Below are 23,609 nucleotides of genomic sequence, written 5' to 3'. Positions count from 1 at the left end.
CCGCCGTTGCAAAGATTTTGAAAATCAGAAAATAATGGTGCAACCGTTCAAAAAAACAGGACGATTGTTGAGGGGTAAATCCATGTCTCAGGTGATGTTCGATCTCGATGTGCTGCGCAGTTTTTCCACCGGCATCGCGCTCGGCAGCTATGCGCGTGCGGCGGATCGGCTGGGCCGCTCCACATCGGCAGTGAGCGCGCAGCTCAAGAAGCTCGAGGCGCAGGCCGGCACGGCGCTTTTCCGCAAGGCCGGCCGCGGCCTGGAGCTCACCGATGCGGGCGAAACGCTGCTTGCCTACGCCCACCGCATGCTCGAGCTCAACGAGGAGGCCGGCGCCGCCATGCGCGGGGCCGACTTGCAGGGCTGGGTGCGGCTCGGCCTGCAGGAAGACTTCGGCGAGACGCTGCTGCCCGCCGTGCTCGGGCGCTTTTCGCGCGCGCACCCCAAGGTGCGCATCGAAGCCTGCGTGGCGCGCAGTGCCGAACTGCGCGAGCGGCTCGAGCTTCGGCAACTCGACCTGGCGCTGGTGTGGGATACCGGCGAGCAGATGACGCCGCACGGCGAGCGCGTGGCGCGGCTGCCGCTGCAGTGGATCGGCCCCCGTGCGCCCGATGCGCTCGATGCGCCCTGGTGGAAAGAGCGCGAGCGCCGCGGCGGCGCCCGCAAGACCAGGGAACCGCTGCCGCTGGTGCTGCTCGACGCGCCGTGCCCGTTGCGCGAAATTGTCACCGCCGCGCTCGACCGCGCGGGCACGCCGTGGCGCCATGCGTTCACCAGCGCCAGCCTTGCGGCCTTGTGGGCGGCCACCTCGGCGGGCCTCGGCCTTTCGGTGCGCACGCCCTTCGGCCTGCCTGCGCATGTGCGCCCCATCGACCGCACGGCCGTGGGCCTTCCGGCGCTGCCGCAGATGTCGCTCATGCTCTACCGCGCGCAGGCCGCGGCCGAGACGCCGGTGGAGCGGCTTGCCACGCTGTTGCTGGAGGCCGTGCGCCAGCATGTGCAGCTGGAGCCCGCGCAGCTTCACTGAACGGCCCCCGCTAGAATCCGAACCCCGCAGCAGGGCGTCCCGGCCTGCTGCGGGTTTTTGCTTTTCCGGGGCCATGTAGAGGACCACCATGTACAAAAACCTCGCGGGCCGCGCCGTTCTGGCGTGGGCAGCCGCCTGTTTTTTATCTCCCGCCTTTTCGCAACCGCAGGCTCCCAAGGAGCCGCTGAAGATCGGCTTCGTCTACGTGACGCCGGTCACCGACGCCGGCTGGGTGCGCCAGCATGAAGAGGGCCGCAAGGCCGTCGATGCGGCACTCGGCGGCAAGGTTAAGACCACCTTCGTCGAGAACGTGCCCGAGGGGGCCGACGCCGAGCGCGTGATCCGCGATCTTGCGCAGCAGGGCAACCGGCTGATCTTCACGCCCAGCTTCGGCTACATGGAACCGACGTTGAAGGTGGCGCGCGACTTTCCGGATGTGAAGTTCGAATCGGTCACCGGCTACAAGGCCGCGCCCAACGTGGCAACGGCCAATGCGCGCTACTACGAAGGCCGCTACCTCGCAGGCATTGCGGCCGGCCGCATGACGAAGACGAACGTGGCCGGCTACGTGGCGGGCTTTCCGATTCCTGAAGTGCTGCAAGGCATCAACGCCTTCACGCTCGGCATGCGTTCGATCAACCCGAATGCCAAGGTGGTCGTGGTGTGGCTCAACGAATGGTTCGACCCGCCGAAGGAGCGCGACGCGGCCATGGCGCTGTTCAACCAGAACGCCGACGTCGTCGCCTTTCACACCGGCTCCACCGCGGTGATGGCCGCGGCGCAGGAGCGCGGCAAGATGGCCGTTGCCTATCACTCCGACATGCGCAAGATCGCGCCCGATGCGCAGATCGTCGCCGTTACCCACCAGTGGGGCGGCTACTACACGCAGCGCGCGCAGGCGGTGCTCGACGGCAGCTGGAAGAGCGGCAACGTCTGGGGCGGCGTGAAGGAAGGAATGATTCGCGTCGGCGACTTCGGCACCAAGGTGCCCAAGGCCGTGCAGCAGGAGGTGCTGGCGCGCCAGCAGGACATTGCCGCGGGCAAGCTGCAGCCGTTTCGCGCGGTGAACGGCGACATGCGCGACAACGAGGGCCGTGTCGTCATCGCGAAAGGTGCGCAGCTGAACGACGAGCAGATCCTGAAGATGAACTGGCTGGCCGAAGGCGTGCAGGGCCGCGTTACGCGGTAGCCCAGTCGCTTTAACCCAGTCGCTCGACGACAAAGTCGACGAAGGTCCGAAGCTTGGCGCTCGGCCGGGCTTCGGGCAACCGCATGATGTGAACCTGCCGCGTCGGCAACTCCCACTTGGGCAGCAACCGAACCACCTGACCCGAGGCCAGGGCGGGGCCGAGCAGCGCGTCGGCCTGCACGATCACCCCGACGCCCGCAATCGCCGCGGCCAGCAGCGCCTGGCCGTTGTTGGTGCTGAGCGGGCCGCGCACGGGCACTTGCACCGTCTGCCCGTTGCGCGTGAAGCGCCATGAATGGTTCGGCCCCCACGCCGCGAAGCCCAGCAGCGGAAAAGCTTCCAGCTCGGACGGGTGCTTCGGAAGCCCGTGGCGCGCAACCCAGGCGGGGCTCGCAACCGCGAACATGCGTGCCAATGCGAGCGGCCGCGCAATGAGGTGTTCATCGACCGCGGCACCCGAGCGGATGCCGCAGTCGAAGCCCTCTTCGGCCAGATCGACCACGCGGTCGTTCAGGTTCAGGTCCACCTTCACCTGCGGATAGGCCGCGATGTACTCGGCAATGACAGGTGTGAGCCGGTGAGCGCCATAGGCGACGGGCGCTGTCACGCGCAGCACGCCCTGCGGCATGGCGCGCAGCGACTCGGCCACGCCGTCGGCCGTGTGCACGCTCGCGAGCACGTCGCGGCAACGCTCCAGGTAGGCCGCGCCGATTTCCGTGAGTGCGTGGCGCCGCGTGGTGCGCTCGAGCAGGCGAGCGCCGAGCTGATCCTCAAGTGCGCGGATGTGCTTGCCGACCATCACGGCCGAGAGATCGAGCGCCTCGGCGGCCGCGGCAAAGCTGCCCGCGTCCACCGTGGCGACGAAGACTTCCATCGCGCGCAGCTTGTCCATATTGATTGAGAACCCAGAGTTTCGAATTGCCGAACCGGATGGCAATTTATCAAACTATCGATTCGCAAAACAATGGAACCTTCCTGATTCATTTGGCGAGGTTTTCCATGAAGGTTCTTGTTGTGGGCGCGACTGGCGCAGTGGGCAGTGCCGTGGCAGAGGCGCTGGCCGCGCGCGGGCATGAGGTGGTGCGTGCGGGCCGCACGCGCGGCGATCGGCAGGTCGACATCACGAGCGACGCGAGCGTCGAGGCGCTGTATTCCGCGGTAGGGCGGGTCGATGCGATCGTCTCGGCGGCCGGCGGGCTGTTTTTCGGGCCGCTCGCTGAAATGCGGCCGGCCGATTTCAACATCGGCCTGCAGGACAAGCTGCTCGGCCAGGTGCGCCTCGCGCTGCTGGGCCAGCACATGCTGAGAGATGGCGGCTCGATCACACTGACCACGGGCGTGGCGGCCGACGATCCGGTTCGCGGCGGAGCCAATGCGGCTGCCGTGAATGCCGCGGTCGAGGGTTTTGTGAAAGGCGCAGCCATCGAGCTGGGCCGCGGCCTGCGCATCAATGCGGTCAGTCCGACGCTGCTGACCGAATCGTTGGCGGCATATGGCGCGCTCTTTCCGGGCGTCGAAACCGTACCGGCCGCGCGCGTGGCGCTGGCTTATGTGCGCAGCATTGAAGGTCCGCTGACGGGGCGCGTGTTTCGCGTGTGGCAATGAGCAGGTGCACGCGACTTGCCGGCGCGCTGCTCGCGCTCGTCACCGCGTCCGAGGGGAGTACGTTCCCCATATAGCACTCATACGCGCATGGAAATTGCGGCGCTGCCGGGCTGGTTTACCCTCCGCAGCAACGATGAAAAAAGCCTACCGCGCCTCCCTCCTGCGATTCGACGATGCCGGACTGCCCGTTTTCGATGAAGACGGCCTTCTGGTCGTCGCCCCCGACAGCACCGGCTGCCAGCGCGTGCTCGACGCCGGCAGCCACGCCGCCGTGTCGCCGCGCCACCCCGATGCCGAGCTGACCCACCTGCCGGGCCGCATCCTCGCGCCGGGCTTCGTGGACATGCACATCCACTTTCCGCAAACGGACATCATCGGTTCGCCCTCGCCGGGGCTCCTGCCCTGGCTGGAGAACTACACATTCCCGGCGGAAGCCAAGTTCATCGACCCGTCGCATTCGAACGAAGTGGCCGACGTGTTCTTCGACGAGCTGCTGCGCAACGGCGTCACCACGGCGCTGACCTTTGCCACGTCGCACGTGGCGTCGGTCGATGCCTTTTTTGAAGGCGCCCAGCGCCGGGGCTTGCGCATGATCAGCGGCAAGGTGCTGCAGGACCGGCATTCGCCCGACGGCGTGCGCGACGAGACCGAGCAGAGCCTCATCGACTCGGAAGCGCTGATCCGCAAGTGGCACAACACCGGCCGCCTGGGCTACGCCATCACACCGCGCTTTGCGCCCGCGAGCACCGACGCGCAGATGCGCGGCGCCGGCGAGCTGGCCGCGAAGTACGCCGACACATGGATCCAGTCGCACGTGGCCGAAAATCGCGACGAGGTGGCGTGGGTGCGCGAGCTGTACCCGCAGGCGCGCTCTTACCTCGATGTGTATGCCGGCTTCGGGCTGATGCGCGAACGCGCCGTATACGCGCACTGCATCTACCTGGACGACACCGACCGCGAGCTGCTGCGCGACACCAAAACGGCTGCCGCGGTAAGCCCGACCAGCAACCTGTTCCTGGGCAGCGGCTTCTTCGACTTCGGCGCGGCCGACCGCGTCGGGTACCCCTACGGCCTGGCGAGCGACGTGGGCGGCGGCACCAGCTTCAGCCCCTTCCACACGATGATGGCGGCCTACTACGTGGGCCGCGAGGGGCAAACCAAGGCCGGCCTGAGCATTGCGCCTTCGCAGCTGTGGTGGCGCCACACCGGCGGCGCGGCGCGCGCGCTGGGGCTCGAAGGCGTGATCGGCAACCTGCAGCCCGGTTGCGAAGCCGACTTTCTGGTGCTCAACCCCCAGGCCACGCCTTTGATGGCCCGCAAGGCCGCCCGCGCGAACAACCTGGAGGAGCTGCTGTTCTCGATGATCGTGCTGGGCGATGACCGGCTGATCGAGCGGACGGTGATCTCGCAGGCGGAATAGCCGCAGCCGGGAGGGCGAGGCATGGTACATGCCACAATTCGCGCCATTCCTCCCCCGCAGCAGCATCAGCGACCGCATATGAGCATCAAGAGCGACAAATGGATCCGGCGCATGGCCGAGCAGACCGGCATGATCGACCCCTTCGAGCCCGGCCAGGTGCGCGAGGCCGCCGGCCACAAGATCATCAGCTACGGCACTTCGAGCTACGGCTACGACATCCGTTGCGCGCCTGAATTCAAGGTTTTCACCAACATCCACAGCACCGTGGTCGACCCGAAGAACTTCGACGAGAAGAGCTTCGTCGACATGCACGGCGACTACTGCATCATTCCGCCCAACAGCTTTGCGCTGGCGCGCACGGTCGAATACTTTCGCATCCCGCGCAACGTGCTCACCATCTGCCTGGGCAAGAGCACCTATGCGCGCTGCGGCATCATCGTCAACGTGACCCCGTTCGAGCCCGAATGGGAAGGCTACGTGACGCTCGAGTTCAGCAACACCACGCCGCTGCCCGCCAAGATCTACGCGGGCGAGGGCTGCGCGCAGGTGCTGTTCTTCGAGAGCGACGAGGTCTGCGAAACCAGCTACAAGGACCGCGGCGGCAAATACCAGGGCCAGCGCGGCGTTACGCTCCCCAAGACCTGAGAGGCCTCGCGAGGGGTACCCCTCGCGTTCCTCCGCTTCCGACGGCGTCACCACAGGCATGCAAATGCCTGTTTTGCTTACAAGGCACCGGCGCGGACAAAGTACCATCCAGCGACGCTCCGGCACAACTGCCCGGCAAGGAGACTGCGATGAGATGGGAAGGCAACGAACAATCGGACAACGTCGAAGACAGGCGCAGTGGGGGCGGCGGAGGCGGCGGCTTCATCGGCGGCCGCAGCATCGGCATCGGCACCATCGCGGTCGCGCTGATTGCCGGCTGGATCTTCGGCATCAACCCGCTCACGGTGCTCAGCCTCCTGAGTGGCGGTGGCGATCCCGTCCAGGTGCAGCAGCAACAAGGGCCCGCACCCAAGCCGCCATCGGGAGACCGCGAGGCGGCCTTCGTCTCGACGGTGCTCAAGAACACCGAGGTGGTCTGGACCAACATCTTCCGGCAGAACGGCGGCACCTACCAGCCGCCCCGGCTCGTGCTGTTTCGCGGCGCCACGCCCACGGCCTGCGGCACCGGGCAATCGGCCATGGGGCCGTTCTACTGCCCGGGCGACAAGAAGGTGTACATCGACCTGAGCTTCTACGACACGCTCAAGAACCAGCTCGGCGCGCCGGGCGAGTTTGCGCAGGCCTATGTCATTGCGCACGAGGTAGGCCACCACGTGCAGGACGAACTCGGCGTGACCGCCAAGGTAGACGGCATGCGCGGACGGCTGAGCCAGTCGCAGAACAACGCGCTGAGCGTTCGCGTCGAACTGCAGGCCGACTGTTTTGCCGGCATCTGGGCGCACCATTCGCAAGAGTCGAAGAAGTGGCTCGAGCCGGGCGACATCGAGGCCGCCATGAACGCTGCGCAGAAGATCGGCGACGACGCCTTGCAGCGTTCCGCGGGCCGCGCGGTGGTGCCCGACAGCTTCACCCACGGCTCCAGCGCGCAGCGCCAACGCTGGTTCGGCGCGGGGTACCAGAGCGGCGATATCAAGTCTTGCGACACTTTCAACGCGCGCACCCTTTGAGCCTTGGAGCGCCGCAGGGGCGCATGGTTGTTGCGTATGGTGCTATAAAATAAATAGCAATGCGGCCGGCGCGGACGTTGTCACGGCGCCGTCACTGCCATTTTTTGCGGCAATGCGACAATAGAAGGCTTAATGACAAGCTCCTTCTCCAATCTATCGCTGGCGGAACCGCTGGCGCGCGCCGTAGCCGAAATGGGCTACGAGACCATGACTCCCATCCAGGAGCAGGCCATTCCGGTCGTGCTTTCGGGGCAGGACGTGATGGGGGCCGCGCAGACCGGCACCGGCAAGACCGCAGCGTTTTCGCTGCCGCTGCTGCAGCGCATGCTCAAGCACGAGAACTCGTCCACCTCGCCCGCGCGGCACCCGGTGCGTGCACTGGTGTTGCTGCCCACGCGCGAACTGGCCGACCAGGTGGCCCAGCAGGTCAAGCTGTACGCCAAGTACACCAACCTGCGCAGCACGGTGGTGTTCGGCGGCATCGACATGAAGCCGCAGACACTCGAGCTCAAGAAGGGCGTCGAGGTGCTGGTGGCCACGCCGGGCCGGTTGCTCGACCACATCGAAGCCAAGAACGCGGTGCTCAACCAGGTGGAGTACGTGGTGCTCGACGAGGCCGACCGCATGCTGGACATCGGCTTTCTGCCCGACCTGCAGCGCATCCTGAGCTACCTGCCCAAGCAGCGCACCACGCTCCTCTTCTCGGCCACCTTCTCGCCTGAAATCAAGCGGCTGGCCGGCAGCTACCTGCAGAACCCCGTCACCATCGAAGTGGCGCGGCCGAACGAAACGGCGTCGACCGTCGAGCAGCACTTCTACAGCGTGAGCGACGACGACAAGCGCCGCGCCCTCAAGCAGATCGTGAAGCAGCGCGGCATCACGCAGGCCTTTGTCTTCGTCAACAGCAAGCTCGGCTGCGCGCGCCTCGCGCGCTCGCTGGAGCGCGACGGTCTTCGCACCACGGCGCTGCACGGCGACAAGAGCCAGGACGAACGCCTGAAGGCGCTCGCCTCGTTCAAGGCCGGCGAGGTCGACCTCCTGGTGTGCACCGACGTCGCGGCCCGCGGCCTCGACATCAAGGACGTGCCGGCGGTTTTCAACTTCGACATTCCGTTCAACGCCGAAGACTACGTGCACCGCATCGGCCGCACGGGCCGTGCCGGCGCCTCGGGCCTGGCCGTGAGCTTTGCCAGCGGCGGCAACGATGCGCGCCTAGTGGCCGACATCGAGAAGCTGATCAAGAAGAAGATCGAGCTCGAACCCGTCGAGTTCGAAGAAGACAAGCCGCGCGGCCGCATCAACGACGGCCGCCGCCACTGGCGCGAAGAGGGCGAGGCCGGCGACGCACGCGATGTGCTCGATCAGCCGCGCGAGCGCAGCAGCATCGGCGCCCGATGCGCGCCGCGGCGGCGGACGCCCGCACCGCGCACCCTCCGCCCCGCGCGATCCGTTCTTCGACAAGCCCTATGAGCCGGGCGAGCGCGAAGCCGCTCCCGACTGGGAAGCCGCCGCCAAGGCTGCGCCCGCGCGCGGCATCTCGAGCAACATCAAGACCAAGCGCAAGGTTGCTGCGCTGTTCAAGAGCGCCGAGACGAGCTGACAAAGCACAGGGGCTTGCTTCGGCAAGGCCTCCCGTCCACAAAAAAGCCGGCAATGCCGGCTTTTTCTTTGGGCCCATCGGCCCGAGCGCAAACGCTCAGACCACGTGAAAGTGATGCGTACCGTCGCGTGCCAGTTGTGCCACCAGCCCGAATTCCCAATCCAGATACGCCTGCATCGCTTCAGCAGGCGCATCGGTGCCTTCGTAAGGGCGGCGGTAGCGATCGGTGCGCGGCGTAGCCAGCCGCGTCTCGCCCGATTCGGCCTCCAGGCCCGCGGCAAACCACGCCGCGTTTCCGCCGGCCAGCACCAGCACTTCCGCATCGCCTTGGCCGCGCGCATCGAGCAAGGTGCGCAAGTCGGCCGCGGCATAGCGCGCGAGCAGGCTGCTGCCGCAGGTGAGCACATAGCGCTGCGATGACGGAATTGCAGTGCCGATGGCCTGTGCCAGTTGCGCGCGAATGGCGTACCAGGCGCCGGGAATGTGCCGCTTCACGTAGTTGGCGCTGGTGGTCACGTCGATCACCGCGGTGCCGGGCTGCGAAAGCAGCGCTGCCAGCGCCTTCGGTTCGATTTCGGCAACGGCTGACGCAACAGGTGGATAGATGGGCGCAGGCGCCGCGGTTTCAGTGAACAACGAAGCCGCGGGCACCGCATCGGGCACATACACCTCCCAGCCCATCTGCGCTAGCCATGAAGCGCTCATCGATGCGCGCACGCCGTCGTCGTCCGCCAGCACGATGCGTGCGCCGCGCACCGGCACCTGGTGATCCGTTTCCTGCACCAGCTGACCGCCGGGCGCGCTCGCAAAGCCGGGCAGGTGGCCGGCCTCGTATTCCTCGGGCGTGCGCACGTCGAAGCGGTAGAGCGTGCGCTCCGGTGCTTCGAGCGTGTGCAGTGCGTCGAGCGCGATGCGCCGCACGCCGGCCTTGTCGGCCACGCGGCGCGCATCGGCCTGTGCCTGTGCGCGGGTCGCATCGGTCACCGCGCCGGGCGCGCGGCGGCTCGCGCCATGGTCGAGCACCTGCCCCGCGAGTTTCCAGCCGATGGTGCCGTTGCGCAAGGCTGCCACCGGATTCGGAATGCCCGCGTTCACCAGCGATTGCGTGCCGATGATGCTGCGCGTGCGGCCCGCGCAGTTGACGATCACCTGCGTGGCCGGGTCGGGCGCGAGCTCCCGCACACGCAGCACCAGTTCTGCGCCGGGCACGCTGGTGGCCGAGGGAATGCTCATGGTCTGGTATTCGTCGAAGCGGCGCGCATCGAGCACCACCACGTTCGCCGTGCCCTCGACCAGCGCCTTCACCTCGGGCGCGGAAAGCGATGGCGTGTGCCGCTCGTGCTCGACCAGTTCGCCGAACGACTTGCTGGGCACGTTCACGTCGCGAAACAGCTCGCCGCCGGCCGCGCGCCAGCTCTCGAGGCCGCCTTCGAGCAGGTGCACGTTGGTGTAGCCGAGCGCGGCCAGTGTTTGCGCGGCGAGCGGCGCCAGGTCGATGCCGTCGTGTGTGCCGTAGAGCACGATGAAGGTGCTGCGCCGCGGAATGCGCCGCCAGGCTTCGACCTCGATGCGCGAAAGCGGCAGGTTGGCGGCCCACAGCGGATGTTCCTGCGCGAAGGGATCTTCTTCGCGCACGTCGAGCAGCGCGGTTTCTTCGCGTGCGAGCAGGCGCTCGCGCACGGCGGCAAAGGGCAGCAGGGGAAAGGCGGTGGTGCTTGTCATGCGAATGTCGATCGGAGTTCGGCGGAGCGGTCCCAGAGGTTGGGAAGAAGCGTGTTGGAGTAACCCGAAACGAAGGGCTTGCGTCCGCCCTCGGCCGGGTAAGTATGCCGCCGCACGGCGCCGATGTTGGCGCCGTATACGTGGATGCTGATGGAAACGCGGTCTTCATGCGCGTTGTGCACGCGATGCAGGTCGCCCACGGTGGGCGACACGGCCTCCACGTCGCCGGCGTCGAGCCGCACGGCCTCGCCTTGCGCCCGTGCCCGGCCGTCGCTGCCGACCGCATAGCCCTGGCTGTATTCGGCGCCGCGCAGCATGCCGATCAGGCCCCACACGGTGTGGTCGTGCACCGGCGTCGCCTGGCCCGGCCCCCACACAAAGCTCACGACCGAAAAGCGCTCGGTGCTGTCGGCATGCAGCAGGAACTGGCGGTAGTGCACCGGGTCGGGCTGCGCGAACGCGTCGGGCAGCCAGTCGTCTCGCGCGACCAGCGTGCGAAGCAGCGCGCGGCCTTCAAGAAGAATGCGCGGCTCGTCGGGTGCGCTGTCGAGCAGCCGGCCGAATGCGCCGACGAATTCACGCAGTGGTGCGATGGCGGCAACTTCGGGTGCCGTCATGCGGGCCGTTTCCAGAGTTGCGCATCGGTGATGGCGCGCACGTCCACGCGCACCGGCAGGATGCCGTCGCGCGCCGAGCGGTCGGCCACCGCCTGCAAGGCGACGATGTCGGCTTCGGCCACCGGCCGGCCCGTGACCGAGGCACGCGCGGTGATGATGCGCGCCGACTCGATCGGCAGCCGCGTGAGCTTGCTGTAGGCCTGCGCATACGCCTCGGGGTTGGCCAGCGCCCATTCGCCCGCGCGCGCCAGCCGGTCGAGAAACTGCACGATGGCAATGCGCTTGGCCGGATCGGCCAGCGAAGGCTCGCTGGCGGTGATGAAGCCCAGGGCCGTGTTGATGCCGCGTCCGTCGCGCAAGATGCGCCCGCCCTGCTGCAGCGCGATCGTGTAGTAGGGGTCGAACACGGCCCAGGCATCGATCTGCTTCGACGCAAAGGCCGCGGCTGCATCCGTGGGCAGCACGAACTTCACCGTGACCTCGCTGCGCGGCACGCCGGCTTCTTCGAGCGCGCCATACAGCTGGTACTGCGAGATGCTGCCGCGCGCGGACGAAACAATGACGGTCTTGCCGCGCAGGTCGGCCACGGTGCGCAGCGGCGAATCGGGTTGTACCACGATGCCCAGCGCATCGGCCTTGCCCACGCGCGTGGCGACGATCTTCAGCGGCGTGCGGCCGACGGCCGCGGCCAGCACCGGCAGGTCGCCAGCCACCGCGGTGTCGACCGCCGCGCTGCGCTGCGCTTCGAACAGCGGCGCGGCGCCCTGGAAGTTGGCCCAGCGGTAAGCGAAGGGCGCGTCGTCGAGCGCCTTCGATGCCTCGAAGAGGGCGCGCAAGCCTCCGGCCTGGTCGCCGAGCACCAGCGTGGTCTGCGGCTGCTGCGCCCATGCACGCATGGAGCCGGCAGCTGCCAGTGCAAGAGCGGTGCCCTGCTTGAGCCAGCTTCGGCGCGAAGCCCTGGAGAAGAGAAGGTCGGTCATGCGGCGGCTCCCGAAGACTGCAATGCGCGAGCGCCCGCCGCAACCAGGATGGCGTCGTTCTGCGGCGTGTGGATGCGGCTGCACAGCACGTCACGGTGGTGCCGCTCCAGCGGGTTCTGCCGTGCGAGGCCGTGGTTGCCGCTCAGTTGCAGCGCGATTTCGACGGCGCGCACTGCGTTGCCCGTCACGGTGTACTTCAGCAATCCACTCTCGGTGGCCGGCTGCGCGCGCCCTTCGTCGACCGCGCGGGCCGCATCGTCGAGCAGCACGCGGTTGGTGCGCAGCAGCGCGGCGATTTCTCCCACGTGCTCCTGCACGCGCGGCAGGCTTGCAAGCGGCGCGCCCAGGCTGCCGGGTGCGCGGTGGTTCAGGAAGCCGGTCAACCAGTCATTCGCGGCCTGCGCCACCGCGTCGTACAGGCTGCCGAGCAGCACGGTCATCCACGCTTGCTGCGTGGCGTGTGCGTCGATGTCCGTCTGGCTGCCCGCGTCGGGTGCCCAGTCGGCCGGGGCGCGCAGGTCGACCGCATGGTCGAGGTCGATCGCGACGTTCTCGAACACCACTTCATGGCTGCCAGAGGCTCGCAGGCCCAGGTGGTCCCAGCTTGCGATCACGCGCACGCCGGGCGCATGGCGCGGCACCAGGAAGATGCCGGTGCGCGGCGCGGCTTCGTCAGTGCGCGCCCATACGGCAAGCCAGGAGAGCCCCTCGATGCCGGTCGTGTAGAGCTTGTGGCCGTCGATCTTCCACCCGCTGCCTTCGCGGTGGGCAATGGTCGCGGGCAGGCCGCCACGTGCCGGCGAGCCGAGCGCGGGCTCCACGCGCAGCGCATTGATGAGCGCGCCGTGCTCCACCGCATCGCGCAGCACGCGTTCGCGCAGGTGCAACGGCCAGCGGCTGTCGCTGCGCGCGAGTGCATGGTGCTGCAGGTAGGTCATCGTCAGGATCAAGGCAGTAGCAGGCTCGCCGCGCGCCACCGCGGCAATCACACGCCGCGCGGTGGCCAGGCTGGCACCGGCGCCGCCGTACGCCGCAGGTGCCACCAGGCCGATGAGGCCGTGCGATTGCAGCGCCTCGAAGTTCTGGCGCGGAAAGGCGCCGCTTCGGTCGTGGTCGGCTGCCGTGGCCGCGAACTGGGTCGACAGGCGTGCCAAGAGGGCGCCGTCGACCGCGGCCGGAGCGGCGCTTGATGTGGGGAATTCATTGGTGGCCGGCAGGCGGCGCAAGGGGAGTGCACTCATGGTTGCGCACAGTACCGGCCCCGTGCCGCGCCGGAAACGACGCATCCTGCATATGCAAACTCGTTTTTCTGCGTTCGCTTTTGCCGTGTGCGCCGGTACGGTCCGGTGCATGAAACCTGAATTCCCACTCGACAGGCGCCGCCTGCTGCAGGCCGCCGCGGCCTGGAGCGCCATGGCCGCTGCAACCGGCGCTTCGCGGGCCGCGGCACCGGCACGCGACCTCTCCGGCGTGACCCTGCGCGTGGGCACCTACAAGGGCCTGTGGCGACCGCTGCTCACGGCCTCGGGCCAGGCCGACACGCCCTACAAGATTGACTGGCGCGAACTCAACAACGGCGTGCTGCACATCGAGGCCATCAACGGCGATGCACTCGACCTGGGCTCGGGGAGCGAGATTCCGCCGGTATTCGCCGCGCGCCAGAAGTCCAGCGTGAAGCTGGTGGCTGTGACGCATGAAGACCTGAACAACCAGGCGACGCTCGCACGCAAGGATTCACCGATCCGCAGCATTGCGGACTTCAAGGGCAAGCGCGTGGGCTATGTGCGCGCCACCACTTCGCACTACTACCTGGCCAGGCAACTGGCCGAGGCGGGGCTCTCGTTCAGCGACATCCAGGCCGTGAGCCTCACGCCGTCGGACGGCCTTTCGGCCTTTGCGCGCGGCGATCTCGATGCATGGGCCATCTACGGCTACAACGGCCAGCTGGCGCGCACGCAGTACGGCGCGCGCACCATCAAGACCGGCGTGGGTTATCTGTCGGGAAACTTTCCCATCTATGCCAACCCGCGCGCGCTGGACGATGCGCTGCGCCGCGCGGCATTGAGCGACCTGCTGCAGCGCCTGCAGCGCTCGTTCGCATGGATCAACGGCAACTTCCTGGCCTATGCGCGTGCGCAGTCGGCCGAGACGCGCGTGCCGGTGGGCGATCTGGTCGAGCTCTTCAATGGCCGTAGCGGCGACTACAGCCTGGGCCCCGTCACCGATGCCGTGGTGCGCAGCCACCAGCAGGTGGCCGACACCTTCCTGAAGATCGGCGTGCTCGATGGCCCGGCCGACGTGAAGCCCCTGTGGGATCGCAGCTTCGAAAACGTGCTGCGCCTGCCTGCCGCCTGAACAACCGCATCCATCTGAAAACACGAGGACACCATGAGCCAGAACGACGTTGAATTCATCGGCATGATCCAGGGCCAGAAGGTCTCGGAGATCCACGCCGCCAAGGGCCCCGCGATCGACCGGGACTATGTGCGCGCCTTTGCGCAGGCGCATGAGAACGCGGGCTTCGACCGTGTGCTGGTGCCGCACCATTCCACCAGTCCCGACGCAACGTTGACGGTGGCCTATGCCGCCTCGGTCACCGAGCGCATTCACTTCATGCTGGCGCATCGGCCCGGCTTTGTTGCGCCCACGCTGGCTGCGCGGCAATTTGCGTCGCTCGACCAGTTCAGCGGCGGGCGGCTCGGCGTGCACTACATCTCGGGCGGCTCCGACGAGGAACAGCGCCGCGACGGCGACTGGCTCGATCACGACCAGCGTTATGCCCGCACCGATGAGTACCTGGAAGTGCTGCACAAGGTGTGGACCAGCGAGAAGCCCTTCGACCACGAGGGTGCGCACTACCGCTTCCAGAATGCGTTCTCGGAAGTGAAGCCGGTGCAGACGCGCAACGGCAAGCCGCATGTGCCGGTGTATTTTGGTGGTGCGTCGGAAGCTGCGATTCCCGTCGCAGGCAAGTACGCCGACGTGTATGCGCTGTGGGGCGAATCGCTCGACCAGGCGCGCGAGCTCACCACCCGCGTGCGCGCCGAGGCGGCGAAGCACGGGCGCAGCGTGCGCTTCTCGGTGTCGTTCCGGCCGATCCTGGCGGAGACCGAAGAGGCCGCGTGGGCGCGTGCGGACAACATCCTGGCTGAGACCAAGCGGCTTCGCGTGGTGCAGGGCTACAACCGCGGCGGGCCGCAGCAGAGCGAAGGCGCCAAGCGCCTGCTGGCCGCGGCCGAGAAGGGCACGCGACTCGACAAGCGGCTGTGGACCGCGGTGGCGCAGGAGATCGGCGGCCGCTCGAACAGCACCGCGCTGGTCGGCACGCCCGAGCAGGTGGCCGATGCGCTACTCGACTACTACGACCTGGGCGTGACCACCTTCTTGATCCGAGGATTCGATCCGCTGGAGGATGCGACGGACTACGGCCGCGAGCTGATTCCGCGCACGCGTGAGCTGGTGGCCCAGCGCGCAACCTCGATTCGCAAGGCTGCGTGATCCCGCTTTTCTCTCCTCCCCTTCCGGGGAGGGCAGGGGTGGGGGTAAGCGGCGTTCAACACGCCGCGGCCCTGCAAGCGCCGCCCGCCCCCATCCCAGCCTTCCCCCAGAGGGGGAAGGAGCAATACCCAACACGAGGAAATCTTCATGAGTGCAGTTCTGTCGATCGACTGGGATGCCGGCTTCGCGCTTCGGCGCAACCCGAACCCGCAGCAAAAATACTGGTTCGACCCCATCCCACCGCGCACCAGCGTGCAGGCCGAGCGCCGCCACCGGCAGGAGCGCCTGGCCGGCGCCTTCCGCCTGTTCGCACGTTTCGGCTTTGCGCAGGGGCTTGCCGGCCACATCACCGCGCGCGACCCGGAGCTCACCGACCATTTCTGGGTCAACCCGCTAGGCATTCACTTCTCGCGCATCAAGGTGTCCGACCTGCTGCTGGTCAATTCGAAAGGCGAGACCGTGATCGGCGACAGGCCGCTCAACAAGGCCGCCTTTGCCATTCACGCCGCCATCCACGAGCACAACCCGAAGATCGTTGCCGCGGCCCACACGCATTCGACCTACGGCAAGGCCTGGTCCACGCTGGGCCGCAAGCTCGACACCATCACGCAGGACAGCTGCGTGTTCCATGAAGACGTGGCGCTGTTCGACGATTTCACCGGCATGGTGGTCGACACCAGCGAAGGCGACCGCATTGCACAGGCGCTGGGCGACAAGAAGGGCGCCATTCTCAAGAACCACGGCATCCTGACCGCGGGCCCCACGGTGGAAGCTGCCGCGTGGTGGTACATCGCACTCGACAACGCCTGCCACACGCAACTGCTGGCCGAAGCCGCCGGCAAGCCGCAGCCCATCGACGAGGCGACGGCACGCCACACCCACAGCCAGATCGGCGGCCCGGAGGGGGCCATCCATTCCTTCGACAGCCTTTACCAAGGCCTCGTCGAAGCGGAACCCGAACTGCTGGACTGAAGATAAAAAACCAACGGAGTTCTCGATGACCGCATCCCTTTCACGCCGCAGCGTCTTGCGCGTCGGCGGTGCCGCCGCCGTGGTCGCCTCGGGCGGGCTGATCGCCTCGCAGGCTTTCTCTCAGCAGGCGCGCAAGCTCACCTTTGCATGGAACGCCGCCGCGTTCTGCCTTTCGCCCGTGGTGGTGGCGCAGGAGCGCGGCTACTTCGAACGCAACGGCCTGCAGGTGGACCTGATCAACTACACCGGCTCCACCGACCAGCTGCTGGAATCGCTCGCCACGGCCAAGGCCGATGCGGCCGTGGGCATGATCCACCGCTGGCTCAAGCCGCTGGAATCGGGCTTCGACGTGAAGATCGTCGGCAGCTCGCACGGCGGCTGCGTGCGGCTGGTGGGTGCAAAGAGCGCGGGCGCCACCAGCCTTGCAAGCCTCAAGGGCAAGATCATCGGCGTTTCGGACATCGCAAGCCCGGGCAAGAACTTCTTCTCCATATTGCTTGCGAAGAACGGCATCGATGCCGAGAAGGACGTGACCTGGCGCCAGTACCCGGCCGACCTGCTCGACATTGCGGTGCAGAAGGGCGAGATCCATGCGATTGCCGACGGCGACCCGAACGTCTACCTGATCGAGAAGCGCAACAAGGGCGCCTTCGTGGAGATTGCAAGCAACCTCTCCGGCGAATACAAGGACAAGGTCTGCTGCATCGTGGGCGCCCGCGGCGAGCTGGTGCGCAAGGACAAGCCGACCGTCGCGGCGCTCGTGCGCGCCATTGCGCAGGCGTCGGATTACGTGGCCGAGAACCCGAACGAATCGGCCAAGCTCTTCGCCAAGTATTCGCCCAAGGTGCCGGTGGAAGACCTGCGCGCGCTGCTCGGCACGCTCACGCACAACCACCATCCGCTGGGCAAGAACCTGCGCGACGAGGTGGAGTTCTATGCGCGAGATTTCCGAAGCGTGGGCGTGCTCAAGAAGACCACCGACCCGGTGCGCTTTGCCGAACACGTCTCTTTCGATCCACTCGCATGAGCACCCCAGACCCCGCATTGGGCTTCGATTCCCTCCCCTTCCGGGGAGGGCCAGGGTGGGGGCCGCGGCGCTCGTACGCACACCTGCTCCCGCATCGACATCGCCCCGTATCCAAGCGGTCCTGCCCACATGGCGCATCGGCTTAGCCGCCGCTGCGACCTGGCTCGCGCTCGGCCTGCTCACCATCTACTGGCCGAACCAAGCCGTGGGCTTCAGCGACTGGGCCTACACGGACGAGTTTGGCATCGCTGCCATCGTGGTGGGCGCGCTGCTGTCGATCGTCGCGCTGCTCGGCTCGCGCGCCGGCCGCATCGCAGCCCTGCTGCGGCCGGCCGGGCCGTGGCTGGTCGCGCTGCCCGTGCTCTTCGCGATCTGGGAGATCGCAACAGCCAAGCTCGCGCTGCTCCCCACGCCGTTCTTCGCGCCGCCGCAAAGCCTGGTCGAAACCTACATCGACGACTGGCGCCGCCTCGGTGAAAGCCTGCTGCACTCGGCGCGTCTGCTGGCGCACGGCTTCGTGCTGGGCGCGCTCGCGGGCTTTCTCACTGGCGTGACCATTGGCTGGTCGCGCATCGCGGGCTACTGGGTGCATCCGGTGCTGCGCTTTCTGGGGCCGGTGCCGGCTTCAGCGCTGCTGCCGCTCGCGTTCTTCTTCTTTCCGTCGAGCTATGCGGCGGCCGTGTTCCTGATCGCGCTGGCGACGGGCTTTCCGGTGGCGGTGCTCACCTGGTCCGGCGTGGCAACAGTGAACCGCAACTACTACGACGTGGCGCGCACCATGGGCGCGAGCGAGCGCTTCCTGGTGCTGCGCGTGGCGATACCCGCTGCGCTGCCGCAGGTGTTCGTGGGGCTCTTCATGGGGCTGGGTGCCGCGTTCTCGGTGCTCGTCACGGCCGAGATGATGGGTGTGAAGGCCGGCCTGGGCTTCTACCTCTCGTGGGCGCAGGGCTGGGCTTCGTACTCGAACATGTACGCCGCGCTGATCGTGATGGCCGTGCTGTGCTCGGGCCTGATCACGCTGCTCTTCAAGGTGCGCGACCGCGTGCTGTCTTGGCAGAAGGGAACCGTCAAATGGTAGCCACCGTTGTTGCAGAACCCGGTGTGCGACAGGCCGGCGCGCACATCGACATTCGCGGCGTGAGCCACTGGTTCGATGTGCCGGCTGGGCCGCTGCAGGTGCTCGACGACATAGACCTTACCGTGAAGCCCGGCGAGTTTGTCGCGCTGCTGGGGCCGAGCGGCTGCGGCAAGTCGACCTTGCTGCGGCTGGTGGCCGGGCTCGAACCCGCCACGGCCGGCCACATCACGCAGGACGATGCGCCGATCACCCGGCCCGACCCGTCGCGCATCGTCGTGTTCCAGGACCCGACGCTCTATCCGTGGCGCAGTGTGTGGGACAACGTCGCGCTCGGTCTGCAGGCGCGCGGCGTGCTCAAGGCGCAGCGCGGGCGCGTCGACGAGGCGCTCAAGCTCGTGGGCCTGAGCGACTTTGCAAAGGTTTTTCCGCACCAGCTTTCGGGCGGCATGGCGCAGCGCGTGGCATTGGCACGCGCGCTGGTGAACGACCCGCAATTGCTGGTGCTCGACGAGCCGCTCGGCAAGCTCGATTCGCTCACGCGCATCGCAATGCAGAGCGAGCTCGTCAACCTGTGGCAGCGCGCGGGCTTTTCGGCACTGCTGGTGACGCACGACGTGGAAGAGGCGCTGTTCCTTGCCAACCGCGTGATCGTGCTCAGCGACCGGCCGGCGCGTGTTGCGGCAGAGATCGTGGTCGACCTGCCGTATCCGCGCCACCGCGGCCATGCAAGGCTCGCCGAGTTGCGCCACGAAGCACTCCGGCACCTGGGGCTCGACGCCACCTGGTGAGATGAAAAGCACGCCCGAGGCCGATTGGCTCAACTTGCTGATCGGCCTGCTGCAAGGCGCCCAGCTGCAGCTGCTGCGCGTGCTCGATGCGCTCGGGCTCGCACGGCAGATGCACGGCCAGCCGGCCTGGCCTTGGTCGCAGCGCCTCTCTGGCGAGAACCTGCTGATCGACCTGGGCCAGGCGCGCAGCCTCGCATGGACGCTGGTCTTTGTTGCCGCAGCGCTGCTTGCGCTACTCCTCGCGCTGCTGTGGCGGCGCTCGCGCTTCTACCTTCTGGCCGTGGTGCCGATGCTGCTGATCGCCGCGCCATGGCCGGCGGCGCATGTGGTGCTGGTGCCGGCAACGCCCACAAGTTTCCAGGCATCGCCGACCGGTTTCACGGCCGCCTCCATCGCCAGGGGCCGCGTACTCTACGAACAGAACTGCGTCGCGTGCCACGGCGCGGATGGCAGGGGCGAAGGCCCGCTCGCGGCCTCGCTGGCGGTGTGGCCGCCGAACCTGAGCGGCCCCTTGCTGTGGCGGCGTGCCGACGGCGACCTGCTCTGGCGCATTCTTCACGGCACGCGCGATGCGCAGCATGGCAGGGCCACGATGCCGGGCTTCGGCGCGAACATCGACGAGTCCGATGCCTGGGCGCTCATCGACTACATGAAGGCGCTGGGCGCGGGCCAGAGCCTGCGCGCGCTCGGCAACTGGCCGCAGCCCATCGGCCTGCCCGACATGGCGGTGCGTTGCGGCTCGCAGCCTGCGCGGTCGCTCGCAAGCTGGCGCGGGCAGCGCGTGCGCATCGTCGCCGGCAATGCAGCGCCGGCTGAAGACCCGCGGCTCGTGACGGTGCTGCTGGTGCCGCCGTCGCCAATGGCATCGGGCGCCAGCGCCGATTGCGTTGTGCAGTCCGCCGCCGCATGGGAGGCGCTGGCCTTGATCACCGGGACCGACCGCCTCGCGGGCACGCAACTCATCGCCGACCGCGACGGCTGGCTGCGCGTGCGCGGCGAGCCAGGCAACGTCGGCTGGTCCGACGACGACCTGGTCTGCCGCAGCGAACGCACACCGGCGGAGCCAGGGCAGGGCGCGGCATCGCCCACCGATGGATTGGGCGCGCTCATCGCCCGCATGGACGCCGAGCCGGTGCGCTTCATCAAGGGCGGCTTCATCCACTGACCGTTTTTTTACCCGCAACAAACACGGAGAACCCATGCACTCACCACACCCCGACAGAGCGCGCCGGCGGCTGCTCACGCACAGCCTCGCTGCCGCCACGGCCATCAGCTTGCCTGCCATTTCGTTCCAGGCCAATGCACAAGGCCGGCAGGTGCTCAAGGCCGGTGACCAGAAGGGCGGCCTGCGTGCATTGCTCGAAGCGGCCAACGGCCTTGAGGGCCTCGGCTACGACATCCAGTGGTCCGAGTTCCCCGCGGCCGCACCGCTGGCCGAGGCGCTGAACGCCGCCGCGGTCGATTCCGGTCCCATCGGCGATGCGCCGCTCATCTTTGCGCTGGCCGCCGGCACGCGCGTGAAAGCCATCGGCGCCAACCGTTCGGACTCATACGGCACGGCAGTGCTGGTGCGGCCCGACTCACCGCTCAAGACCGCGGCCGATCTCAAGGGCAAGAGCATTGCAACCAACCGCGGGTCCATCGGCCACTACATCACGCTCAAGGCCATCACGGCGGCCGGCCTCAAGCCCGAAGAGGTGAACATCCGCTTTCTTGCACCAGCCGATGCCAAGCTCGCACTCACGCAGGGCTCGGTCGACGCCTGGGCCACCTGGGAGCCCTACACCGCGATGGCGGAGGTCAGCCAGCATGCGCGCGTGCTCGTCAGCGGCCGCGGCCTGCTGCCGGGCCTCAGCTACCTGGCGGCCACCGATGCGGCCATTGCCGCCAAGCGCCCGGTGCTGCAAGACTTTCTGCAGCGCGTGGTGAAGGCGCAGCTCTGGTCGTACCGCAACGTCGATGCCTATTCGGCCGCGCTCGCCCGCATCATCGGCATTCCGCCCGAGGCGGCCAAGCTGCAGTTCGAGCGCCGCCGGCAGAAGTGGATATCGATCGATGCGCAGGTGATTGCAGACCAGCAGGGCACGGCGGATTTCTACCGGCAGGTGGGGCTCATCAAGCAGCCGCTCGATGTGAAGGGCACGTTCGATACGGGCTTTGGCGTGGCCGCGGGCGCCTAGCCGCGCGGACGGTCAGCCCGGCTTTTGCGCCTGCTCGCACTTCACCTGGATCAGCTCGCGCTCATGCAGCGTGGCGCCGATGCGCACCGCGCTCAGGCAGCCGCCCCAGACGCAGCCGGTGTCGGTCGAAAGCAGGTCAGGCCGCGAAAGCCAGCCCAGCGTGGACCAGTGGCCGAACGCGACCGTGGCGTTCGCGGTCTTGCGGCCGGGCACGTCGAACCAGGGCATGAAGCCTTCGGGGGCGGTGGCGGCGCCGTCCTTGCTCTCGAACTCCATCACCCCATCGGCCGAGCAGAAGCGCATGCGCGTGAGCGCGTTCACGATGGCGCGCAGCCGCGCGCTGCCGGTGAGCGAATCGCTCCACTGCGCGGGCTCGTTGCCGTACATGGTGAGCAGGAACTCGCCGAGCGCCGGGCCGCGCAGCACCGATTCGACCTCGGCCGCCAGCACCAGCGTGTCGCCCACCGTCCACTGCGGCAGCACGCCCGCGTGCACCATGAGCAGGTCGCCGCCGTCGATTTGCATGTGCAGCGCCATGTGCTGCTGGCGCACCCATTCGAGCAGGGCTTCGCTGTCGGGCGCCTTGAGCAGGCCGGCCAGGGTGTCCTTGCGGCTGGGTTTGCGTGCACCGTGCGCCACGCCCAGCAGGTGCAGGTCGTGGTTGCCGAGAAGGCTGAGCGCGGACGCGCCGTAGCCCTGCACGCGGCGCAGCACCGCCGCTGAATCCGGGCCGCGGTTGACCAGGTCGCCGAGCAGCACGACGGTGTCGCGGCTGGGAGAAAAACCGATCTTGTCGAGCAGTTTCTGGAGGGCGGCGTCGCAGCCCTGGATGTCGCCGATCAAGTAAAGTGCCATTTCCTTATTTTCACCCCCTGTTCATGGATGTTCTCCTGCTGGCCTTGCTGACTTCGCTGAATGCGTTGTTCGCAATGTCCGAAATGGCCCTTTCAACCAGCCGGCGCGCGCGCCTTGCCGCGCTGGCCGAGACGGGAGATACCGGCGCGGAAGCCGCGCTCCGGTTGATGGAGGAACCCACCCACTTCCTCTCGACCGTGCAGATCGGCATCACGTCGATCGGCATGCTCAGCGGTATCGTCGGCGAGGCCGCCTTCGCGGCGCCGCTCTCGCTCTGGATGGAAACCCTGGGCATGGGCCGCGGCACGGCCAGCGTGGTTTCCACCGCGGTGGTGGTGACCGGCATCACTTTCTTCACCATCATCTTCGGCGAGCTGGTGCCCAAGCGCATCGGCCAGCTCTACCCCGAGCCCGTGGCGCGCTGGGTGTCGCGCCCCATGCGCGGGCTGGCCAAGGGCGCCAAGCCCTTCGTGTGGCTGCTGGCGGGCGCCACGGCCACGGTGCTGAAGCTGCTGCGCATCGACGCCAACGCCGCCCGCTCCATGACCGAGGAAGAAATTTCCGCCAGCCTGGAAGAGGGCGTGGACGCCGGCGTGATCGAGCAGCACGAGCACCAGATGGTGCGCAACGTATTCCACCTGGACGACCGGCGCCTGTCGTCGCTGATGATTCCGCGCGCCGACATCGAATGGCTCGACGCGTCGGACACCGTGGCGCAGGCGCTGAAGAAGGTGGCCGATGCGGGCGCGCTCAACATCGTGCATTCGTGGTACCCGGTGTGCCGCAATTCGCTCGACGACGTGGTCGGCGTGATCAGCGTGGCGCATCTGCTGCGGCTGGGCACCGAGCACGCGGGCGTGCTCGGGCAAGAGGCCGCTCCGGCCGTGTTCGTGCCCGAGACTCTTACCGGCATGGAACTGCTCGAGCAGTTCCGCGAGCGCGGCGGCCGGCTGGTGTTCGTGGTCGACGAATACGGCGTGGTGCAGGGCCTCATGACGCCGCGCGACATGCTCGAAGCCATCACCGGCGAGCTGCAGCCCGGCACCCTTACCGACGCCTGGGCCCGCGAGCGGCCCGATGGCGTGTGGGAGCTCGACGGGCTGATGCCGGTTTCGGAACTGCGCGCGCGGCTCGGCATTCGCGAGCTGCCCGACGAAGAGCGCGGGCGCTACAACACCGTGGCAGGTTTGCTGATGGCCGTTTCGGGCCATCTGCCCAAGGCGGGCGAGGTGATCGAATGCGCGGGCTGGCATTTCGAAATCGCCGCGCTCGAGGGCCGCCGCATCGACCGCGTGCTGGCCGCGCCCGACAAGTCGGCGGCGCACGGCGACTAGCGCCTGCCCGCTCCATCAGAATTTCAACAAGACCCCACCAAGCG

21 protein-coding genes and 1 pseudogene are annotated in these 23,609 nt (G+C 67.6%); 16 read left to right on the top strand and 6 right to left on the bottom strand.

The features are described 5' to 3' along the window. The first annotated feature begins 82 nt into the window (after positions 1-82). Positions 83-1,027, top strand: coding sequence for a LysR substrate-binding domain-containing protein (locus tag M0765_RS02130; protein WP_258501742.1), 945 nt, complete (start codon positions 83-85; stop codon positions 1,025-1,027). A gap of 88 nt (positions 1,028-1,115) precedes the next feature. Further along, a complete protein-coding gene (locus tag M0765_RS02125) occupies positions 1,116-2,216 on the top strand; it encodes a BMP family ABC transporter substrate-binding protein (protein ID WP_258501741.1) in 1,101 nt (366 codons plus the stop codon). A gap of 10 nt (positions 2,217-2,226) precedes the next feature. Here M0765_RS02125 and M0765_RS02120 read toward each other — a convergent pair whose 3' ends face one another. Continuing rightward, on the bottom strand, positions 2,227-3,108 hold the full coding sequence (locus M0765_RS02120; protein WP_258501739.1) for a LysR family transcriptional regulator: 882 nt from the start codon (positions 3,106-3,108) through the stop codon (positions 2,227-2,229). A 107-nt stretch (positions 3,109-3,215) separates the two neighbouring features. On the opposite strand from M0765_RS02120, the gene M0765_RS02115 reads away from it, so the two are divergent. From M0765_RS02115 to M0765_RS02095, 5 genes and pseudogenes are all read left to right on the top strand, one after another. Further along, positions 3,216-3,821 carry a short chain dehydrogenase gene (locus tag M0765_RS02115; protein WP_258501737.1) on the top strand — a complete coding sequence of 202 codons (606 nt, stop codon included), beginning with the start codon at positions 3,216-3,218 and terminating at the stop codon, positions 3,819-3,821. 133 nt (positions 3,822-3,954) lie between these two features. Beyond that, the gene (gene guaD, locus M0765_RS02110; RefSeq protein WP_258501736.1) at positions 3,955-5,241 is read left to right on the top strand and encodes a guanine deaminase; all 1,287 of its coding nucleotides are present in this window, start codon (positions 3,955-3,957) and stop codon (positions 5,239-5,241) included. Positions 5,242-5,319: 78 nt separating this feature from the next. Then, a complete protein-coding gene (gene dcd / locus M0765_RS02105; RefSeq protein ID WP_258501734.1) occupies positions 5,320-5,886 on the top strand; it encodes a dCTP deaminase in 567 nt (188 codons plus the stop codon). 149 nt (positions 5,887-6,035) lie between these two features. After that, positions 6,036-6,914 carry a KPN_02809 family neutral zinc metallopeptidase gene (gene ypfJ / locus M0765_RS02100; protein WP_258501732.1) on the top strand — a complete coding sequence of 293 codons (879 nt, stop codon included), beginning with the start codon at positions 6,036-6,038 and terminating at the stop codon, positions 6,912-6,914. 132 nt (positions 6,915-7,046) lie between these two features. Beyond that, positions 7,047-8,514 (top strand): annotated as a pseudogene (locus M0765_RS02095) (DEAD/DEAH box helicase). A gap of 96 nt (positions 8,515-8,610) precedes the next feature. Here the strand turns inward: M0765_RS02095 and M0765_RS02090 are convergent. The 4 genes from M0765_RS02090 to M0765_RS02075 are packed head-to-tail and all read right to left on the bottom strand — an operon-like array spanning position 8,611 to position 13,074. Then, entirely contained in the window at positions 8,611-10,236 is a 1,626-nt protein-coding gene (locus tag M0765_RS02090; protein ID WP_258501730.1) for a rhodanese-related sulfurtransferase, read from the bottom strand. Next, complete coding sequence (locus tag M0765_RS02085) at positions 10,233-10,853, bottom strand: cysteine dioxygenase family protein (RefSeq protein ID WP_258501728.1); 621 nt, start codon at positions 10,851-10,853, stop codon at positions 10,233-10,235. The genes M0765_RS02090 and M0765_RS02085 overlap by 4 nt, the downstream gene beginning before the upstream one ends. Beyond that, positions 10,850-11,833: an ABC transporter substrate-binding protein gene (locus tag M0765_RS02080; RefSeq protein ID WP_258501726.1), complete on the bottom strand. Its 984-nt coding sequence runs from the start codon at positions 11,831-11,833 to the stop codon at positions 10,850-10,852. The genes M0765_RS02085 and M0765_RS02080 overlap by 4 nt, the downstream gene beginning before the upstream one ends. Continuing rightward, on the bottom strand, positions 11,830-13,074 hold the full coding sequence (locus M0765_RS02075; protein ID WP_258501724.1) for an acyl-CoA dehydrogenase family protein: 1,245 nt from the start codon (positions 13,072-13,074) through the stop codon (positions 11,830-11,832). The genes M0765_RS02080 and M0765_RS02075 overlap by 4 nt, the downstream gene beginning before the upstream one ends. A 109-nt stretch (positions 13,075-13,183) precedes the next feature. Here M0765_RS02075 and M0765_RS02070 point away from each other — a divergent pair, with 109 nt between their 5' ends. The 8 genes from M0765_RS02070 to M0765_RS02035 all read left to right on the top strand — a co-directional run bounded on the left by M0765_RS02070 (position 13,184) and on the right by M0765_RS02035 (position 21,376). Continuing rightward, positions 13,184-14,188, top strand: a complete 1,005-nt coding sequence (locus M0765_RS02070; RefSeq protein ID WP_258501723.1) for an ABC transporter substrate-binding protein — start codon at positions 13,184-13,186, stop codon at positions 14,186-14,188. 33 nt (positions 14,189-14,221) lie between these two features. Then, positions 14,222-15,331, top strand: coding sequence for an LLM class flavin-dependent oxidoreductase (locus M0765_RS02065; RefSeq protein ID WP_258501722.1), 1,110 nt, complete (start codon positions 14,222-14,224; stop codon positions 15,329-15,331). Positions 15,332-15,478: 147 nt separating this feature from the next. Further along, positions 15,479-16,303 (top strand): class II aldolase/adducin family protein, encoded by an 825-nt coding sequence (locus M0765_RS02060; RefSeq protein ID WP_258501721.1) that lies wholly within the window; start codon positions 15,479-15,481, stop codon positions 16,301-16,303. 25 nt (positions 16,304-16,328) lie between these two features. Further along, positions 16,329-17,330, top strand: coding sequence for an ABC transporter substrate-binding protein (locus tag M0765_RS02055; RefSeq protein ID WP_258501720.1), 1,002 nt, complete (start codon positions 16,329-16,331; stop codon positions 17,328-17,330). 109 nt (positions 17,331-17,439) lie between these two features. Next, positions 17,440-18,408 carry an ABC transporter permease gene (locus tag M0765_RS02050; protein WP_446751585.1) on the top strand — a complete coding sequence of 323 codons (969 nt, stop codon included), beginning with the start codon at positions 17,440-17,442 and terminating at the stop codon, positions 18,406-18,408. Continuing rightward, positions 18,402-19,196 (top strand): ABC transporter ATP-binding protein, encoded by a 795-nt coding sequence (locus tag M0765_RS02045; RefSeq protein WP_258501719.1) that lies wholly within the window; start codon positions 18,402-18,404, stop codon positions 19,194-19,196. The genes M0765_RS02050 and M0765_RS02045 overlap by 7 nt, the downstream gene beginning before the upstream one ends. 1 nt (position 19,197) lies before the next feature. Further along, a complete protein-coding gene (locus M0765_RS02040; RefSeq protein WP_258501718.1) occupies positions 19,198-20,361 on the top strand; it encodes a c-type cytochrome in 1,164 nt (387 codons plus the stop codon). Positions 20,362-20,395: 34 nt separating this feature from the next. Continuing rightward, on the top strand, positions 20,396-21,376 hold the full coding sequence (locus tag M0765_RS02035; RefSeq protein WP_258501717.1) for an ABC transporter substrate-binding protein: 981 nt from the start codon (positions 20,396-20,398) through the stop codon (positions 21,374-21,376). Positions 21,377-21,388: 12 nt separating this feature from the next. Here M0765_RS02035 and M0765_RS02030 read toward each other — a convergent pair whose 3' ends face one another. Continuing rightward, positions 21,389-22,231: a symmetrical bis(5'-nucleosyl)-tetraphosphatase gene (locus M0765_RS02030; protein ID WP_258501716.1), complete on the bottom strand. Its 843-nt coding sequence runs from the start codon at positions 22,229-22,231 to the stop codon at positions 21,389-21,391. A gap of 23 nt (positions 22,232-22,254) precedes the next feature. Between M0765_RS02030 and M0765_RS02025 the strand changes: the two genes are divergently transcribed. Beyond that, on the top strand, positions 22,255-23,565 hold the full coding sequence (locus M0765_RS02025; RefSeq protein ID WP_258501715.1) for a hemolysin family protein: 1,311 nt from the start codon (positions 22,255-22,257) through the stop codon (positions 23,563-23,565). Positions 23,566-23,609 lie beyond the last annotated feature (44 nt).

Origin of the sequence: Variovorax sp. S12S4 (assembly GCF_023195515.1) — a bacterium.
GTDB lineage: Bacteria > Pseudomonadota > Gammaproteobacteria > Burkholderiales > Burkholderiaceae_C > Variovorax.
The sequence above is the reverse complement of the archived record's forward strand: the minus strand, read 5'-3'. Positions and strand labels throughout refer to the sequence as shown.

Coding starts and splice junctions, on each gene's coding strand:
- M0765_RS02130 (WP_258501742.1), top strand. CDS start 83: ATGTCTCAGGTGATGTTCGATCTCGATGTGCTGCGCAGTTTTTCCACC.
- M0765_RS02125 (WP_258501741.1), top strand. CDS start 1,116: ATGTACAAAAACCTCGCGGGCCGCGCCGTTCTGGCGTGGGCAGCCGCC.
- M0765_RS02120 (WP_258501739.1), bottom strand. CDS start 3,108: ATGGACAAGCTGCGCGCGATGGAAGTCTTCGTCGCCACGGTGGACGCG.
- M0765_RS02115 (WP_258501737.1), top strand. CDS start 3,216: ATGAAGGTTCTTGTTGTGGGCGCGACTGGCGCAGTGGGCAGTGCCGTG.
- guaD (WP_258501736.1), top strand. CDS start 3,955: ATGAAAAAAGCCTACCGCGCCTCCCTCCTGCGATTCGACGATGCCGGA.
- dcd (WP_258501734.1), top strand. CDS start 5,320: ATGAGCATCAAGAGCGACAAATGGATCCGGCGCATGGCCGAGCAGACC.
- ypfJ (WP_258501732.1), top strand. CDS start 6,036: ATGAGATGGGAAGGCAACGAACAATCGGACAACGTCGAAGACAGGCGC.
- M0765_RS02090 (WP_258501730.1), bottom strand. CDS start 10,236: ATGACAAGCACCACCGCCTTTCCCCTGCTGCCCTTTGCCGCCGTGCGC.
- M0765_RS02085 (WP_258501728.1), bottom strand. CDS start 10,853: ATGACGGCACCCGAAGTTGCCGCCATCGCACCACTGCGTGAATTCGTC.
- M0765_RS02080 (WP_258501726.1), bottom strand. CDS start 11,833: ATGACCGACCTTCTCTTCTCCAGGGCTTCGCGCCGAAGCTGGCTCAAG.
- M0765_RS02075 (WP_258501724.1), bottom strand. CDS start 13,074: ATGAGTGCACTCCCCTTGCGCCGCCTGCCGGCCACCAATGAATTCCCC.
- M0765_RS02070 (WP_258501723.1), top strand. CDS start 13,184: ATGAAACCTGAATTCCCACTCGACAGGCGCCGCCTGCTGCAGGCCGCC.
- M0765_RS02065 (WP_258501722.1), top strand. CDS start 14,222: ATGAGCCAGAACGACGTTGAATTCATCGGCATGATCCAGGGCCAGAAG.
- M0765_RS02060 (WP_258501721.1), top strand. CDS start 15,479: ATGAGTGCAGTTCTGTCGATCGACTGGGATGCCGGCTTCGCGCTTCGG.
- M0765_RS02055 (WP_258501720.1), top strand. CDS start 16,329: ATGACCGCATCCCTTTCACGCCGCAGCGTCTTGCGCGTCGGCGGTGCC.
- M0765_RS02045 (WP_258501719.1), top strand. CDS start 18,402: ATGGTAGCCACCGTTGTTGCAGAACCCGGTGTGCGACAGGCCGGCGCG.
- M0765_RS02040 (WP_258501718.1), top strand. CDS start 19,198: ATGAAAAGCACGCCCGAGGCCGATTGGCTCAACTTGCTGATCGGCCTG.
- M0765_RS02035 (WP_258501717.1), top strand. CDS start 20,396: ATGCACTCACCACACCCCGACAGAGCGCGCCGGCGGCTGCTCACGCAC.
- M0765_RS02030 (WP_258501716.1), bottom strand. CDS start 22,231: ATGGCACTTTACTTGATCGGCGACATCCAGGGCTGCGACGCCGCCCTC.
- M0765_RS02025 (WP_258501715.1), top strand. CDS start 22,255: ATGGATGTTCTCCTGCTGGCCTTGCTGACTTCGCTGAATGCGTTGTTC.